The sequence below is a fragment of the Actinophytocola sp. genome, assembly GCF_035942955.1.
Taxonomy (GTDB): Bacteria; Actinomycetota; Actinomycetes; order Mycobacteriales; family Pseudonocardiaceae; genus DASYTH01.
Genome location: NZ_DASZCQ010000073.1, coordinates 1 through 14,415, shown reverse-complemented (window position 1 = coordinate 14,415; position 14,415 = coordinate 1). Strand labels below are relative to the sequence as shown.

Genomic DNA, 14,415 nt, shown 5'->3' with positions numbered 1-14,415 from the left:
CTGTCCGACGCGCTGGCCGCCGAGGTCACCCGCACCTACTTCCCGATCAACCCCTACACCGGGCTGTCCATGGCGGGCATTTCTCATGAGGCAACGACTCCCCCTACGCGGGCATCTTGACGTGAGGCAACGGGTCAACTTCGGGGCCGGTGTGGACAGGTGGGGTGGGTGTGGACAACTGGGCGCGCCGAGGCGGAGGGGGCTTGACGGGGTGGCCGATTCGGTTACGGGCGCATGAGGGGGGCGAGATAGTTGCGGGCGAAGGCGCGGACGGCGGTGTCGGTGTCGAGGGGGATGGCGCTGTGGGGGGTGAGGGTGAAGGAGATGGCAAGGCGGACGAAGAGCTCGGCGACGCCGGCGGGGGTGCGGCCGGCGATGGACGGGAGCGGACCGTCGACGGATTCGCCTTGCTGGACGAGGAAGTCGCGGGCGACGGCGACGACGAGGGCGCCGTTGACGGTGAGGTACGGGAGCAGGGCCTCGGAGTCGCTGGCCATCAGCCGGTTCATCAGGGGGTGGGTGCGGGCGTGGCGGACGCCGATCACGAAGCCCTCGACGAGGCGCTCCTCCATGGTGGGCAGGTGCCCGATGGCAGCGACGATGCTGGTGAAGAACCGGTGGCACTCGCGGACGAGGACGGCCTGGACGAGGGCGTCCTTGCCGTCGAAGCGGCGGTAGAGGGTGGCACGGGAGACGCCTGCGCGCTTGGCCACGGCGTCGACGTTGGTGCGGCGGAGGCCGTAGGCGAGGAACTCGTCGAGCGCGGCGTCGAGGATCGTCTCGGCGACGGTGTCGGTCGCCGACTGCCCCGCCATGACCAGGTCGAGCAGGGCGCTCGCGTCCGGTGCCGCCACACCGTCGAGCCTACCGAGGGCCGACGCCGGTTCGCCGGAAACCGGCCCTGGCCCGCGCGGTGTAGCGCAGCCGGGGCGGGACCAGCGGCCAGGTGTGCCGGACCAGGCCGCGGAACCGGCGGAACAGCCATTCGTCCCGGTCGGTCCAGCGCTCACCGATCAGTGAGCGGACGGGGACGGGCAGGGTGCCGACCGCGATCCACCACAGCGGGCGGGCGGTTGGCCGGCGCAGCGCGCGGTACAGCGGCGCGGGAACGAGGGGGAACGTCCGCGGTGGGTCCTTGGCGAAGGCGATCAGACCGGCGGCGGCCGGGGTGATCTCCAGGTCCTCGCGGCAGACGCGGTCGAAGTACTCGACGAACGACGGCCAGTCGGGCGGCATGACCCGGTCGCTGACGCCGTACGCCCGGTAGATCTCGCACCCTTCGGCGTACAGCTGCTCCTTTTCCGCCAGGCTCATCGGATGGTCGAACAGGTCGATCATCTGGAACAGCGCGTCGAAGATCGTGGCGTGGGCCCAGAAGTACACCTCCGGATCGAGCGCGTGGTACCGGCGCCCGCGGCCGTCGACGCCCTTGATGTCGGTGTGGAAGTCGCGGATCCTGCGGGCGGTCGCGGCGCCTGACGGCCAGTCGAACGTGGTCCCCTGGATCTCCGGGACCGAGCGGAGCACCCGCTCCCACGGCTCGTTGAAGAAGTCCGAATGCTGCTCGACACCCGCGCCGAGGCCGGGGTGCATGAGCTGCAGCAGGCCGGCCTTCACCAGCAGCAGGTAGCCGCGGACCTCGCCGCCGTACCGCCAGTGCATCGACCCCGGCCCAGGTAGGCACGGAACCTCAGTCTGAATCGATGAGACATCCATGCCTCTTTGTATCACGCTACAACGGCGCCAAGAAGTTGTCCGTGTGCACCTTGGGGGAATCCCACGTCAGGGCACAGCTCGTGTCGCCCGGAGAACGAGATGCGGTGAACGTGATCCGCTGCGTGCCGTCGGCCAGCGGTGCGTCCAACTCGATGCGGGGCTGCTCGGCGGTGAGAGTGCCCGAGCTCAGCGTTGTTCCGTCGCCGCGAACCGACCAGTCGATGCTTGCCGATGGACACCGGTCGGGGTCATAGCTCAGGGTTCCGGTCAGGGAGCGCACGTCGCTGCGGTTCGTGGTGAAGTTAGTCGTAATGCCGGCAAGATCTGACAGGTTCCATTTGTAGCCGATCAGCAATGGCACGCAAGGCGAACTGAAGCATGCGGTCCATTCTTGCTCAGGCCTGTTGCCGCTCGCATAGTCCAGCCTGGGCGAGGTTATGTTGCCATATATTACGAAAGCCATGACACCGACCATGGCCAGCCCACCCACGCCTTTCCATAATGACGAATCACCCCGTTCGGCAGCGACGTGTCCGCTGCAGCGGCCCACCGGTGCGGGGTGGGCATCCGCCGGTTCGGCGCCCACGATGCCGGGTGCGCCCACGGGCGGCTGGGCGAACCGCTCATTCAGTTGCGCCATTCGTTCCGTGCCGGACTGAAGTGCTTCCTCGGTGCGGTCCAGCGCCTGCCGGTACACACTGACCGGGATCGCCGGCTCCGGAATGCCGAGATTCGAATCGTGTACGGACGGAAGCTCCGTGCGAAGCCTCGCCTCGAGCAGCTTCGCGCGGTCCTGCAGCACGTGGATCAGGCGGTTGGCCTCGTCGATGCGGTCATGTGCCTGGCCCAGCTGGCGGCTGGTGCGCGTGAGCTGAAGGGCGAGGTCTCGCGCCCGACGATCCATCAGCCTGAGGGTGCGCAGAACCTCGGCCTGCCGCTCGTTGGTCTGTTCCAGCTGGAGGCGCAGATCGTCCTGCTTGTCGAGCAGCCGCTGCCGGTCGTCCTTCAACCGCATGTTGATCGTGACGAGGGCCTCCACGATAGCCAGGAACCGGTTGCGTTGCTGTTCCACGGCCGCCAAGCCGGCCTGGGTTTCCGTGAGCTGCCGCTTGAGCCGCTCCGCCTCACCCAGGTACACATTCACAGTGCCGGCGAGGTGGCCAACCTGTACTACCGAGCCGGTGACGGGTCCGTCCACCTCGTTATGGCTATGCGTGCCCTCGGTGGTCATGCATTCAGCATGCCCCGGGACCGCTCACACTGCCAGTAACTGTTTCGTAGCATTCAGGAACGGTACTCGTAAAAGCCGCGACCGCTCTTCTTGCCCAGCAACCCGGCGTCGACCATGCGCAGCAGCAGCGGCGGCGGGGAGAACAGCGGCTCCTTGAACTCGTCGTACATCGACTCGGCGATGGCCTTGGTGGTGTCCAGCCCGATCAGGTCGGTCAGCGCCAGCGGGCCCATCGGGTGGTTGCAGCCGAGCACCATGCCGTGGTCGATGTCCTCGGCGGAGGCGAACCCGGACTCCAGCATCCGGATCGCCGACAGCAGGTACGGCACCAGCAGCGCGTTGACCACGAACCCGGCCCGGTCCTGGGACAGGATCACCTGCTTGCCAAGCAGACCCTCCACAAAGGACTTCGCGCGCTCCCGGGTGGCGTCCCCGGTGAGCAGCGACGGGACCAGCTCGACGAGCTTGAGCACCGGCACCGGGTTGAAGAAGTGGATGCCGATCACCTGGTGCGGGCGGGACGTCGCCATGCCCAGCTTCATGATCGGGATCGACGAGGTGTTGGACGCGAAGATCGCCTCCGGGTCGCCGACCACCTTGTCCAGCGCGGTGAACACCTCGGTCTTGGCCTGCTCGTTCTCCACGACGGCCTCGATCACCAGCTGGCGGTCGGCGAACGTGCCGAGGTCGGTGGTGAACCGCATCCGGCCGAGCGCCTCGTCCCGCTCGGCCTCGGTGAGCTTGGCGTGCTTGAGGCCCCGGGCCAGCGACGCCTCGATCCGCCGCCGCCCCGCGTCGGCCGCGTCCCGGTCGACCTCGCTGATCACCACGTCCAGCCCGGCCCGCGCGCACACCTCGGCGATCCCGGAGCCCATCAACCCCGCCCCGACGACCCCCACCCGACTGATCTCGGCCACGGCTATCCCTTCCGACGACGATGTCCCGGCCCGAGCTTAGACGTTGCGCCGGTACTGGCCGCCGACCTCGAAGAAAGCCTCGGTGATCTGGCCGAGCGTGCAGACCCGGGCCGCCTCCATGAGGACGCCGAACACGTTCGCCTCCGTGGCCGCGGCCTCACGCAGCCGGCGCAGCGCCTCGGCGGCCTCGGCGGCGTGCCGCTGCTTGAACGCCCGAGTTCGCTCCACTTGGGACCGTTTCTCCTCCTCGGTGGCCCTGGCCAGCTCGATGGTGGTCACGTGGTCCTCGTGGCCCTTGATCGGTAGGAACGTGTTGACGCCGATCAACGGCAGCGAGCCGTCGTGCTTGCGCTGCTCGTAGAGCATCGACTCGTCCTGGATCTTGCCGCGCTGGTAGCCGGTCTCCATGGCGCCGAGCACGCCGCCGCGCTCGGAGAGCCGGTCGAACTCGGCCAGCACCGCCTCCTCGACCAGATCGGTCAGCTCGTCGATGATGAACGAGCCCTGCAAGGGGTTCTCGTTCATCGACAGGCCCCACTCCTTGTTGATGATCAGTTGGATGGCCATCGCGCGGCGCACCGAGGACTCGGTCGGCGTGGTGATCGCCTCGTCGTAGGCGTTGGTGTGCAACGAGTTCGCGTTGTCGTACAGCGCGCACAGGGCCTGCAGGGTGGTGCGGATGTCGTTGAAGTTCATCTCCTGCGCGTGCAGCGACCGGCCCGAGGTCTGCACGTGGTACTTCAGCTTCTGCGACCGCTCGTTGGCGCCGTAGCGCTCCTTCATCGCGATCGCCCAGATCCGCCGCGCCACCCGGCCGATCACGTTGTACTCGGCGTCCATCCCGTTGGAGAAGAAGAACGACAGGTTCGGCGCGAAGTCGTCGATGTGCATGCCCCTGGCCAGATAGGACTCCACGTAGGTGAACCCGTTGGCAAGGGTGAAAGCGAGCTGGCTGATCGGGTTCGCCCCGGCCTCGGCGATGTGGTAGCCGGAGATCGACACCGAGTAGAAGTTGCGGACCTTGTTGGCGATGAACCACTCCTGGATGTCGGCCATCATCCGCAGCGAGAACTCGGTGGAGAAGATGCAGGTGTTCTGCCCCTGGTCCTCCTTGAGGATGTCGGCCTGCACGGTGCCGCGGACCGTGCTCAACGTCCACGCGGTGATCTCGCGCCGCTCGTCTGCGGTCGGCTCCCGGCCGTGCTCGGCGCGGAACGCGTCGATCCGCTGGTCGATCGCGGTGTTGAGGAAGAACGCCAGGATCGTCGGCGCCGGGCCGTTGATCGTCATCGACACCGACGTGGTCGGCGCGGTGAGGTCGAAACCGGCGTAGAGCGCCTTCATGTCGTCCAGCGTGGCGATCGACACGCCAGAGGTGCCGATCTTGCCGTACACGTCCGGCGGGGTGTCCGGGTCGTGGCCGTAGAGCGTCACCGAGTCGAACGCGGTGGACAGCCGGGTGGCCTCGCCGTGGGCCAGCAGCTTGAACCGCCGGTTGGTGCGGAACGCGTCGCCCTCGCCGGCGAACATCCGGGCCGGGTCCTCGGTCTCCCGCTTGAACGGGAACACGCCCGCGGTGAACGGGAACCGGCCGGGCAGGTTCTCCTTGCGCAGGAACCGCAGCAGCGTCCCCTGGTCGTCGTAGCGCGGCAGCGCCACCCGCGGAATCTTGTTGCCGGACAGCGTCTCCCGCCACAGCAGGGTGTGCAGCTCCTTGTCCCGGACGCGGACCACCAACTCCTCGCGGGAGTACTCGTCCGCGGTCTTCGGCCACTGCGCGAGCAGCTCCGCGGTGTCCCGGTCGACCCGCCGCGCGGCCTCGTCCGTCAACCGATCGAGGTCCGAAGTGGACGAATCCGCTTCGGCAAGTGCCTGCTGTGCCTCGGAAAGCGCGGCTTGTCGGCGCACCGCGGCGACCTGCTCGTCGGTCCGGGCATGGTAGGCGCGGACCGTCTCGGCGATCTCGGACAGGTAGCGCACCCGCCCCGGCGGCACCACGGTGGCCGCCTTGGTCGACACCCGGCCGGGCGCAGGCGCGAGCGATCCCTCGCTGGCCGCCAGCCCGTCCTCGGCCAGCAGCGTGCGCAGGTGCTGGTACAGCGCGGTGACGCCGTCGTCGTTGAAGGTCGCGGCGCTGGTGCCGAACACCGGCATGGACTCCCAGGACACGCCGAACGCCTCGCGGTTGCGCACGAGTTGGCGGGCCACGTCCCTGCGGGCGTCCTCGGCCCCGCGGCGCTCGAACTTGTTGATGGCGACGGCATCGGCGAAGTCCAGCATGTCGATCTTCTCGAGCTGGGACGCGGCGCCGAACTCGGGCGTCATCACGTACAGCGAGATGTCCACGAACGGCACGATCGCCGCGTCGCCCTGCCCGATGCCGGGCGTCTCCACGATCACCAGGTCGTTGCCGGCCGCCTTGCACGCCGCGATCACGTCGATGAGCGCCTCGGGCACCTCGGTGACCGCTCCCCGGGTCGCCATGGAGCGGAAAAAGATCCGGTCACCGTCCAGCGAGTTCATCCGGATGCGGTCGCCGAGCAGCGCGCCGCCGCCCCGGCGCCGGGTCGGGTCGATGGCCACGACCGCGATGCGCAGCTTGTCCTGCTGGTCCACCCGGAACCGCCGGACCAGCTCGTCGGTCAGCGAGGACTTGCCGGACCCGCCGGTGCCGGTGATTCCCAGCACCGGGACCGACCGCGCGGCGGCGGCCTCGGCGATCGCCGAGCGGGCCTCGTCGGACAGCCGGCCCGCCTCGATCTGCGTGATGGTGCGTGCCAGGGTGGGCTGGTCGCCGGCGAACAGCGAGTCCAGCCCGGCCGGCGGGGACGCCGCCAGGTCGAAGTCGCACGCCTCGATCATCGAGTTGATCATCCGGGCCAGGCCGAGCTCCTGGCCGTCCTCCGGGGAGAAGATCCGCGCGACGCCCCGCGAGTGCAGCAGCTTGATCTCCTCGGGGACGATCACTCCCCCGCCGCCGCCGAACACCTTGACGTGGCCCGCGCCGTGCTCGGCGAGAAGTTCCACCAGATAGGTGAAGTACTCGACGTGGCCACCCTGGTAGGCGCTGATCGCCACGCCCTGCACGTCCTCCTGGACGGCGGCCTGCACGACCTCGCGCACCGACCGGTTGTGGCCGAGGTGGATCACCTCCGCGCCCTGGGTCTGCAGGATTCGGCGCATGATGTTGATCGCCGCATCGTGGCCGTCGAACAGGCTGGCGGCCGTGACGAAGCGGACCGGGTGCACCGGACGGTGCAGCGTGGCCGTGCTCATAGAAATAGTTTGACTTCCTACTGTCGGAGGTGCAACTAGTGTGTGTCCAGCCTCTCACCTGTGAGAACATGGCGATTTCCATGGTAGAGACGGAGGCTCGGTGATCCCTGAAGCCGTGCGTGTGATGTGGGACGGAGACCTGGCCTCCCGGTCCCTCGGGATGGAGCTGGTCGACGCCGGCGCCGGCCGCGCGGTGGTGCGGATGGAGATCACCGCGGCCATGATCAACGGCCACGACGTCGCGCACGGCGGCTACCTGTTCCTGCTGGCCGACTCGGCGTTCGCCTGCGCCTGCAACAGCCACGGCCCGGTCACCCTGGCCGCCGACGCGGACATCACGTTCGTCGCCCCGGTCAAGCTCGGCGACGTCCTCGAGGCCAGGGCCCGGGAACGGGTCCGCTTCGGCCGCAGCGGCGTCTACGACGTCACCGTCTTTCGCGGCGAGGAGATCGTGGCGGAGTTCCGCGGCCGGAGCCGAACTATCGGATCATGAGGAACACCGCGCCGCCGATGAGAGGGCCGAGCACGGCGCCGACCAGCACCTGAGCGGCGGTGTGGTCGGCGAGCCGCACCCGCGACCAGCACACCAGCGCCAGCAGCGGGGTGAGCAGCAGCATCCACCCGCCGTACAGCAGGGTCACCGTGGCCACCGCTCCCCCGGCCACGGTGGCGTGCAGCGACACCTTCCACCTGGTCGTGATCGCCAGGCACACCGCAAGGGTGCCGATCATCGCCAAGGCCAGCGCCACCACGTCCAGCGGCGCCGCCCCGGCCACCAGGATCACCAACCCGGCAAGGGCGGACGCCAGGCAGGCCAGCAGCGGCATGAACCGGTCCGCCCGGTCGCGGACGTGGTGGCCGTCCCAGCGTCCGGCCCGCGCGCCACGCACGATGAAGATCATCGGCAGCACGCTGTAGAACAGGGCGACGACCAGGCCCCAGAACAGGGTGCGCAGCGGGTGGTACCCGGTGGCCTGCCAGGCGACCGCGATCGGCAGCAGGATCACCACGATGGCCGGCGATAGCAGCTCGGTGACGATGCGTGCGATCCTGGTCACGGATGTAGCTTAAGCGAGGGAGATCTCAATGAAGGCGGGAGAGCTGGCGCCGGACTTCGAGTTGCCGGACGAGACCGGAACCATCCGCAGTCTCAAGGAGTTCCTGGCGGACGGCCCGGTGGTGCTGTTCTTCTACCCGGCCGCGATGACCCCGGGATGCACCGCGGAAAGCTGCCACTTCCGCGACCTCGCCGCGGAGTTCGCCGCGGTGGGCGCCATCCGGGTCGGGATAAGCCCGGACCCGGTCGCCAAGCAGCGGGCGTTCTCCGACAAGCACTCGTTCGACTTCCCGCTGCTGTCCGATGAGGACGGTGCGGTGGCACGCTCGTTCGGCGTGCGGCGCGGCTTCGGCCCGCTGCTCACCAAGCGCCAGACCTTCGTCATCGACACCGACGGCCGGGTGCTCGAGGTGATCAAGAGCGAGCTGCGGATGAACGTGCACGCCGACAAGGCACTCGCCGCCCTACACGACCAAAAGACCTAACCGCCCCAAACCCCGAGCGACCCAAACACCGAGCGGCCCAAACACCGAGCGGCCCGAAAACTGCGCTGGGGTCGCCAATCTTTGGCGAGGGCGGCCGCCCCACGACGACCAGGGCAGGGCGAGGAACGAGCCCTGCCCGCAGGCGTCGTCAGCCAACCACCCACGAAACCCAACCCCCCAACACCGGCCCGCAACCACCCAAGCAACCCAACCCGAGGCCGCTCGCCGAAGGCGACAGGGCGGCCTTGCCCGAGCTAGCAAGCACAGTCCACCAGCGCGCTGTCGGGCACCGGCTGGTCGGTGCGCAGGGCGTCGAACAACGCGTTCTTCTTGGCCTCGTCCCACTGCAGCGCCGAGCCGACGTTGCGTCCGACCGGGACGGTCGTGGAGACCGTGCTGCCGTCGCTCGCGCCCTTGATCGCGAACGCCAGGCCGGGCAGGTTGTGCAGGTGATCACCCTCGTCGACGGTGATCGCGTCGGGAGCGTTGGCCAGCAACGGGAAGAGCTTGAACGGGTTGAGCAGGGTGCCGGCGCTGGCCGCCTTGTCGGTCAGCGCGCCGATGAACTCCCGCTGGTGGATGACCCGGTCGTAGTCGGCGCGCGGGGTCGCCCGCGTCCGGACGTAGCCCAGCGCCTGCTCGCCGGTCAGCTCCTGGCAGCCGGCCGGCAGCTTGATCCCGGCCTTGGGGTCGTCGATCGGTTCCTTGAGGCACATCTCCACGCCGCCGATGGAATCGACGATCTCGGCGAACCCGCCGAAGCCGATCTCCATGTAGTGGTCCAGCCGCAGCCCGGTGTTCAGCTCCACGGTCTGCGCCAGCAGCTTCGGCCCGCCGAACGCGTAGGCGGCGTTGAGCTTGTTCTTGCCCTTGCCCGGAATGTCCACATAGGAGTCACGAAGCAGGCTGACCAGGGTCGGCTTGGTGTCGTTGTCCGGGATGTGCAGCAGCATCATGGTGTCGGTGCGCTGCCCCTTGGCGTCGCCGGTGGCAAGGCGCTCCTGGTCCTCCGCGGACAGTCCGGCCCGGCTGTCCGAGCCGACGATCAGCCAGTTGGTCCCGGCCCCCGCGGCCGGCCGGCCAGGGTAGTCGGTGAGCGCCTGCACCCGGTTGAGGTTCAGGTCGAGGTACAGCCACACGGCGCCGATCAGCACCACGAACGCCAGGAAGATGATCAGCAGCACTCGCCCGAACCGGCGCCGCCGGCGCGGGCGGGGCCGCGGCGGAGCGCCGTAGCCACCCGGCGGCGGGCGGTCGCCCGGCCGGCGCTGGTCGCCGTAGCGCCGCTGGTCCGCGTACTGCTGCCGGTCGCCGTACTGGTACTGGTCCTCGTACGCGCGCTGACCGCGGTCGCCGTACAGTCGCTGGTCTGCGCCGTACTGCCCCCGGTCGCCGTAAAGCTGCTGGTCACCGGGCACCTCCATGCGCCGGGTGCTGCCGTGACCCGGCCGCCTCGGCGGACCCTGTGGCCCGTAGCTCATCGCCGTTCTCCGCGGTGCGTAGTTCATTGCTCCCCGCCCTCCCACGCTCCTTCTCCAAGACGTGGGAGGCCCCCGAGGGGTTGCCCTGGCTACCTTAGGTGCCCAGCGCCCCGAGCACGAACCGGCGGACCAGCAGCGTCCACATTCGTGCCCGGCGCATCATGGCGTGGTCCCCGTCGCGGATGTCGAACCGGCACACGTCCGGGGTGACCAACTTGGCCCGCTCGGCGTAGGCGTACGACGCGTCCGGGCTGGTGGTGGTGTCGCGGTCGCCGTGCGCGATCAGCACGCGCTTGCCGGCGAGCTGGTCGACGTGGTCCTTCTCGGTGGTCCACGGGGCCAGCGCGCACACGGCCACCACGCCGCGCTCGTCGGCCACCCGCAGCGCCACCCGGCCGCCCATCGAGTGACCGACGAGGGCGATCGGCACGCCGGGATGGGCCCGGCGGATCTCGGCGATGGCCCACCGGGCGTCGGCCACGGGATGCAGGTCGGGCTTGTTCCACCCGCGGTACCGGTTGCACAGCAGCCACACCGCGATCCCGTGCCGGCGGCCGTGCCGGTGCAGGTCGCGGGCGAACGGCAGCATCCGCAGGTAGGCCGGGCGCAGCCGGTGCGCGCGGCCGAGGCTGCTCTCCTGCCCGCCGTGCAGCAGCAGCACCGCGGCCCGCACCTCACCGGCCGGCCGGAGCACCCGGAGCCGCGGGGCGGGCGCGGTCATGAGGTGGCGCGGGCGTCGACGAACGACTCGATCCCGTCGAGCACCCGCTGCAGGCCGAACTCGAACGCGTCGATCCACTCGTCCCAGTCCTCGGCCGAGAAGACCGCGGTCAGCGTGGGGAACCGGCCGGCGTCGATGTACTTGTCGTGCAACGGGGCGACCTCGGTCCACCACTGCTCGTCGGTGACCCCGGTGCGCTGCTCGAGCCGTGCTGACTCCACTGTGGACTGTGCGACGCCCCGTACGTAGCCGACGACCAGCTGCACCACGGCCATCATCTCGCCCTTGCTCAGGCCGATCCCGGAGATCGCGTGCAGCAACGCGTCCAGTGCCGCGGTCTGGTTGGGCCCCATGAGCCCGCGGGTCAGCGACACCTCGAGCAGCCAGGGATGGCGGCGGTAGCCGTCGAGGCCGTTGCGGGCGAAGCGTTCCAGCCAGGCGCGCCAGCCGCCGGGTCCTGGCTCGGGCAACGGGGTCTCGCCGAGGACCGTGTCCACCATGAGCTCGAACAGCTCGGCCTTGGCCGGCACGTACGTGTACAGCGACATGGTGCCGACCCCGAGCGTCTCGGCGACCCGGCGCATGGACAGCGCCGCCATCCCCTCGGTGTCGGCGATCTTGATCGCGGCGCGGACGATCACGTCGACCGTCAAGGCGGGCTTGGGGCCGCGGTTTGGCCGGTCCTGTGCACCCCAGAGCAGCGCCAGGCTGCGCTCCGCATCGCTCTTCTCGGTTGGCATTGTGGCCGATCCTACAACTCCGTATTCTGTACGGGACTATCGTCGTACATCATACGGAGTTCTGGGAGGACGGAGTGGGCTCAACCGGATTCGCGGTGCTCGCGGAGGGGCTGGCCAAACGCTACGGGCACACCGCCGCGCTGGCCGGGTTCGACCTGGCGGTGCCGGAGGGCACGGTGTGCGGGCTGCTCGGGCCCAACGGCGCCGGCAAGACCACGGCCGTGCGGATCATGGCCACGCTGGTGCGGCCGGACGGCGGGCGGGTGGCGGTGGCCGGGTTCGACGTCGTCGAGCGGGCCGAGGAGGTGCGCTTCCGGATCGGCCTTACCGGGCAGGAGTCCGCGGTGGACGAGATCCTGTCCGGGCGGCAGAACCTGGTCATGTTCGGCCGGCTGTTCCACCTCGGGGCGCGGGCGGCGCGGCGCAGGGCCGACGAGCTGCTCGAGCGGTTCGACCTGACCGAGGCGGCCGGCAGGTCGGTGAAGCACTACTCCGGCGGCATGCGGCGCCGGCTGGACCTGGCGGCCAGCCTGATCCTCGCACCGCGGGTGCTGTTCCTCGACGAGCCGACCACCGGGCTGGATCCGCGCGGCCGCAACGAGGTCTGGGCGGCGGTCCGGTCGCTGGTGGCCGGCGGCACCACAGTCCTGCTGACCACGCAGTACCTCGACGAGGCCGACCAGCTCTGCGGCCAGATCGCGGTGATCGACCGGGGCCGGGTGATCGCCGAAGGTTCACCCGATGAGCTGAAGTCGCGGATCGGCGGCGACCGCATCGACGTGGTCCTGCGCGACGGCGCCGCCCTGCCGGCCGCCGCCGGGATCATCGGGCGGATCTGCGCGGCCGAGGTCGAGGTCGACACGGACACCCGCCGGATCAGTGCTCCGGTGCGAGAGCGGATGTCCACCTTGGGAGCAGTGCTCTCGGAGTTGGACGGCGCTCGCATCGTCGCCGAGGACGTGGCGCTGCGCCGGCCGACGCTCGACGAGGTGTTCCTCCGGCTGACCGGCCACCACGCGGTGGAGGTGCCGGCATGACCCCGGCTCCCGCCGAGTCCCATCAACGAACCACAAGATCATGAGGCCCGCCGGAAGGATGGTGCCCTAAGTGACCGGGCCGGAGGCGAGGTGGAGTGCCATGAAGGGAGGAACGGTGAGCACGGTGCGGTGGGCCGTGGCGGACGGGTGGACCGTGGCCGTCCGCGACTTCACGTACTGGGTGCGGGAGCCGGCGCGGATCCTGTGGAGCCTGGGTTATCCGATCGTGTCGGTGCTGCTGTTCGGGTTCGTGTTCGGCAGCGCGATGTCGGTGTACGGCGGCGGCGACTACCGCGAGTTCCTGCTGCCCGGGATGTTCACCATGACCATGGCGTTCGGCGCCGGGTCGACCATGGTCGCGATCACCACCGACGCGGCGAAGGGCGTGACCGACCGGTTCCGCTCGATGCCGATGGCCCGCTCCGGCGTCGTGGTCGGGCGCAGCATCGCCGATGTGGCCAACTCCATGCTGGACCTGCTGATCCTGATCGGCTGCGGGCTGGCGGTGGGCTGGCACGTCCGCGGCGGCCCGCTCGACGCGCTGGCCGCCGCCGGCCTGCTCCTGCTGCTGCGGTTCGCGTTCATCTGGCTGGGCATCTACCTCGGCCTGGTCATCCCCAGCCCGGAAACGGCCAACAACCTGTGGGCGCTGCTGTTCCCCCTCACCATGGTGTCCAATGTGTTCGTCGCGCCGGCGCAGATGCCCGGCTGGCTGGGCACGATCGCCGAGTGGAACCCGATCTCGGCCACGGTGACCGCGGCCCGCTCGCTGTTCGGCAACCCGGAGGCGGCCGGGTCGTCGTGGATCGCGCACCACGCGGTGCTGATGGCCGTGCTCTGGCCGCTGATCTTCGTGGCGGTCTTCCTGCCGCTGTCCGTCCGCCGATACCGCAACCTCAACCGGTGAAAGGATGCCCGGCGGGAGGGACCATGACCGAGAAGATCACCGACAGCAGGAAGGGCGGCCGCGTCCACGGCCCCGCCCTGCTCACCACCACCCGCGGCCGCAAGCCCGGCACACTCCGCTACACCGCCCTCTCCTACGCCGAACGCCGGCCACTCCGGGACCTGATGACGTCGATCTTCTCGGCGTACCGCTGCCACCGGGCCAGGGTGCCCCGCAAGATCCCCGTGGCCATCCTCGACCGTGCCTGACCTCACCGACAGCCCGATCGGCTGGGTCGCCCGCCACATCCGCCGCTACGTCACCTCCGGCGGCCGCTCCGGCCACCGGTTCAGCGGCCGCCCCACCCTGCTCATCACCACCCGCGGCCGCAGGTCCGGCAAGCTCCGCCGCACCGCCCTCTACTACGCCCGCGACGGCCACCGCTACCTCGTCGTCGCCTCCGGCGGCGAACCGACCCACCCCGCCTGGTACCTCAACCTGCTCGCCGACCCCCTCGTCGTCCTCCAGGTCGGCCCCGACACCTTCCCCGCCCGCGCCCGCACCGCCACCGACTCCGAACGCCCCGCCCTCTGGTCCCGCATGACCGCCCTCTTCCCCAAGTACACCGACTACCAGGCCAAAACCACCCGCCAGATCCCCATCGTCATCCTCGACCCGATCCCCGAGCCCCCCACCTGAACCGCGTCGCACCTGACCAAGGTCCGCTGCAGACCCGCAGGTGGCCGCCTTTGCCGACTCCCCCGGGAGCCCACGAACCCACCCCCCACCCCTTCATTGGGTGGGGGCCGTCGTCCATTCTACGAGGGAGGACCGACAGTTGATCTTGGTTGAGGGGGTGGCTGTGGAT

15 protein-coding genes are annotated in these 14,415 nt (G+C 69.6%); 6 read left to right on the top strand and 9 right to left on the bottom strand.

Annotation, left to right across the window (positions count from 1 at the left end; genetic code table 11):
• Positions 1 to 224 precede the first annotated feature (224 nt).
• The 5 genes from VGX25_RS07755 to icmF all read right to left on the bottom strand — a co-directional run bounded on the left by VGX25_RS07755 (position 225) and on the right by icmF (position 7,140).
• A complete protein-coding gene (locus VGX25_RS07755) occupies positions 225 to 854 on the bottom strand; it encodes a helix-turn-helix domain-containing protein (RefSeq protein WP_326916931.1) in 630 nt (209 codons plus the stop codon).
• A 10-nt stretch (positions 855 to 864) separates the two neighbouring features.
• Positions 865 to 1,662, bottom strand: a complete 798-nt coding sequence (locus tag VGX25_RS07750; protein ID WP_326916930.1) for an oxygenase MpaB family protein — start codon at positions 1,660 to 1,662, stop codon at positions 865 to 867.
• A 70-nt stretch (positions 1,663 to 1,732) separates the two neighbouring features.
• On the bottom strand, positions 1,733 to 2,947 hold the full coding sequence (locus VGX25_RS07745) for a hypothetical protein (protein WP_326916929.1): 1,215 nt from the start codon (positions 2,945 to 2,947) through the stop codon (positions 1,733 to 1,735).
• A 53-nt stretch (positions 2,948 to 3,000) separates the two neighbouring features.
• Complete coding sequence (locus VGX25_RS07740) at positions 3,001 to 3,864, bottom strand: 3-hydroxybutyryl-CoA dehydrogenase (protein WP_326916928.1); 864 nt, start codon at positions 3,862 to 3,864, stop codon at positions 3,001 to 3,003.
• Between the two features lie 36 nt (positions 3,865 to 3,900).
• Positions 3,901 to 7,140: a fused isobutyryl-CoA mutase/GTPase IcmF gene (gene icmF, locus VGX25_RS07735; RefSeq protein ID WP_326916927.1), complete on the bottom strand. Its 3,240-nt coding sequence runs from the start codon at positions 7,138 to 7,140 to the stop codon at positions 3,901 to 3,903.
• 124 nt (positions 7,141 to 7,264) lie between these two features.
• Here icmF and paaI point away from each other — a divergent pair, with 124 nt between their 5' ends.
• Positions 7,265 to 7,633, top strand: a complete 369-nt coding sequence (gene paaI, locus VGX25_RS07730; protein WP_326916932.1) for a hydroxyphenylacetyl-CoA thioesterase PaaI — start codon at positions 7,265 to 7,267, stop codon at positions 7,631 to 7,633.
• Here the strand turns inward: paaI and VGX25_RS07725 are convergent.
• Positions 7,620 to 8,198: a hypothetical protein gene (locus tag VGX25_RS07725; protein ID WP_326916926.1), complete on the bottom strand. Its 579-nt coding sequence runs from the start codon at positions 8,196 to 8,198 to the stop codon at positions 7,620 to 7,622. The genes paaI and VGX25_RS07725 overlap by 14 nt on opposite strands.
• A 28-nt stretch (positions 8,199 to 8,226) precedes the next feature.
• On the opposite strand from VGX25_RS07725, the gene VGX25_RS07720 reads away from it, so the two are divergent.
• Positions 8,227 to 8,682: a peroxiredoxin gene (locus VGX25_RS07720; RefSeq protein WP_326916925.1), complete on the top strand. Its 456-nt coding sequence runs from the start codon at positions 8,227 to 8,229 to the stop codon at positions 8,680 to 8,682.
• Positions 8,683 to 8,936: 254 nt separating this feature from the next.
• Here VGX25_RS07720 and VGX25_RS07715 read toward each other — a convergent pair whose 3' ends face one another.
• The 3 genes from VGX25_RS07715 to VGX25_RS07705 all read right to left on the bottom strand — a co-directional run bounded on the left by VGX25_RS07715 (position 8,937) and on the right by VGX25_RS07705 (position 11,624).
• Positions 8,937 to 10,163, bottom strand: coding sequence for an LCP family protein (locus VGX25_RS07715; RefSeq protein ID WP_326916924.1), 1,227 nt, complete (start codon positions 10,161 to 10,163; stop codon positions 8,937 to 8,939).
• Positions 10,164 to 10,257: 94 nt separating this feature from the next.
• On the bottom strand, positions 10,258 to 10,884 hold the full coding sequence (locus VGX25_RS07710; protein ID WP_326916923.1) for an alpha/beta hydrolase: 627 nt from the start codon (positions 10,882 to 10,884) through the stop codon (positions 10,258 to 10,260).
• Positions 10,881 to 11,624 (bottom strand): TetR/AcrR family transcriptional regulator, encoded by a 744-nt coding sequence (locus VGX25_RS07705; protein WP_326916922.1) that lies wholly within the window; start codon positions 11,622 to 11,624, stop codon positions 10,881 to 10,883. The genes VGX25_RS07710 and VGX25_RS07705 overlap by 4 nt, the downstream gene beginning before the upstream one ends.
• A gap of 74 nt (positions 11,625 to 11,698) precedes the next feature.
• On the opposite strand from VGX25_RS07705, the gene VGX25_RS07700 reads away from it, so the two are divergent.
• The 4 genes from VGX25_RS07700 to VGX25_RS07685 all read left to right on the top strand — a co-directional run bounded on the left by VGX25_RS07700 (position 11,699) and on the right by VGX25_RS07685 (position 14,246).
• Positions 11,699 to 12,661: an ATP-binding cassette domain-containing protein gene (locus VGX25_RS07700; protein WP_326916921.1), complete on the top strand. Its 963-nt coding sequence runs from the start codon at positions 11,699 to 11,701 to the stop codon at positions 12,659 to 12,661.
• A gap of 115 nt (positions 12,662 to 12,776) precedes the next feature.
• Positions 12,777 to 13,568, top strand: a complete 792-nt coding sequence (locus VGX25_RS07695) for an ABC transporter permease (protein WP_326916920.1) — start codon at positions 12,777 to 12,779, stop codon at positions 13,566 to 13,568.
• A 23-nt stretch (positions 13,569 to 13,591) separates the two neighbouring features.
• Complete coding sequence (locus tag VGX25_RS07690; RefSeq protein WP_326916919.1) at positions 13,592 to 13,816, top strand: hypothetical protein; 225 nt, start codon at positions 13,592 to 13,594, stop codon at positions 13,814 to 13,816.
• Positions 13,809 to 14,246 (top strand): nitroreductase family deazaflavin-dependent oxidoreductase, encoded by a 438-nt coding sequence (locus tag VGX25_RS07685; protein ID WP_326916918.1) that lies wholly within the window; start codon positions 13,809 to 13,811, stop codon positions 14,244 to 14,246. Before VGX25_RS07690 ends, VGX25_RS07685 begins: the two co-directional genes overlap by 8 nt.
• The last annotated feature ends 169 nt before the right edge of the window (positions 14,247 to 14,415 follow it).

Excerpts from the sequence above, each read along its gene's own strand:
- VGX25_RS07720 (WP_326916925.1), top strand. The coding sequence starts at position 8,227 with ATGAAGGCGGGAGAGCTGGCGCCGGACTTCGAGTTGCCGGACGAGACC.
- VGX25_RS07705 (WP_326916922.1), bottom strand. The coding sequence starts at position 11,624 with ATGCCAACCGAGAAGAGCGATGCGGAGCGCAGCCTGGCGCTGCTCTGG.
- VGX25_RS07715 (WP_326916924.1), bottom strand. The coding sequence starts at position 10,163 with ATGAGCTACGGGCCACAGGGTCCGCCGAGGCGGCCGGGTCACGGCAGC.
- VGX25_RS07690 (WP_326916919.1), top strand. The coding sequence starts at position 13,592 with ATGACCGAGAAGATCACCGACAGCAGGAAGGGCGGCCGCGTCCACGGC.
- paaI (WP_326916932.1), top strand. The coding sequence starts at position 7,265 with ATGTGGGACGGAGACCTGGCCTCCCGGTCCCTCGGGATGGAGCTGGTC.
- VGX25_RS07710 (WP_326916923.1), bottom strand. The coding sequence starts at position 10,884 with ATGACCGCGCCCGCCCCGCGGCTCCGGGTGCTCCGGCCGGCCGGTGAG.
- VGX25_RS07745 (WP_326916929.1), bottom strand. The coding sequence starts at position 2,947 with ATGACCACCGAGGGCACGCATAGCCATAACGAGGTGGACGGACCCGTC.
- VGX25_RS07750 (WP_326916930.1), bottom strand. The coding sequence starts at position 1,662 with ATGCACTGGCGGTACGGCGGCGAGGTCCGCGGCTACCTGCTGCTGGTG.
- icmF (WP_326916927.1), bottom strand. The coding sequence starts at position 7,140 with ATGAGCACGGCCACGCTGCACCGTCCGGTGCACCCGGTCCGCTTCGTC.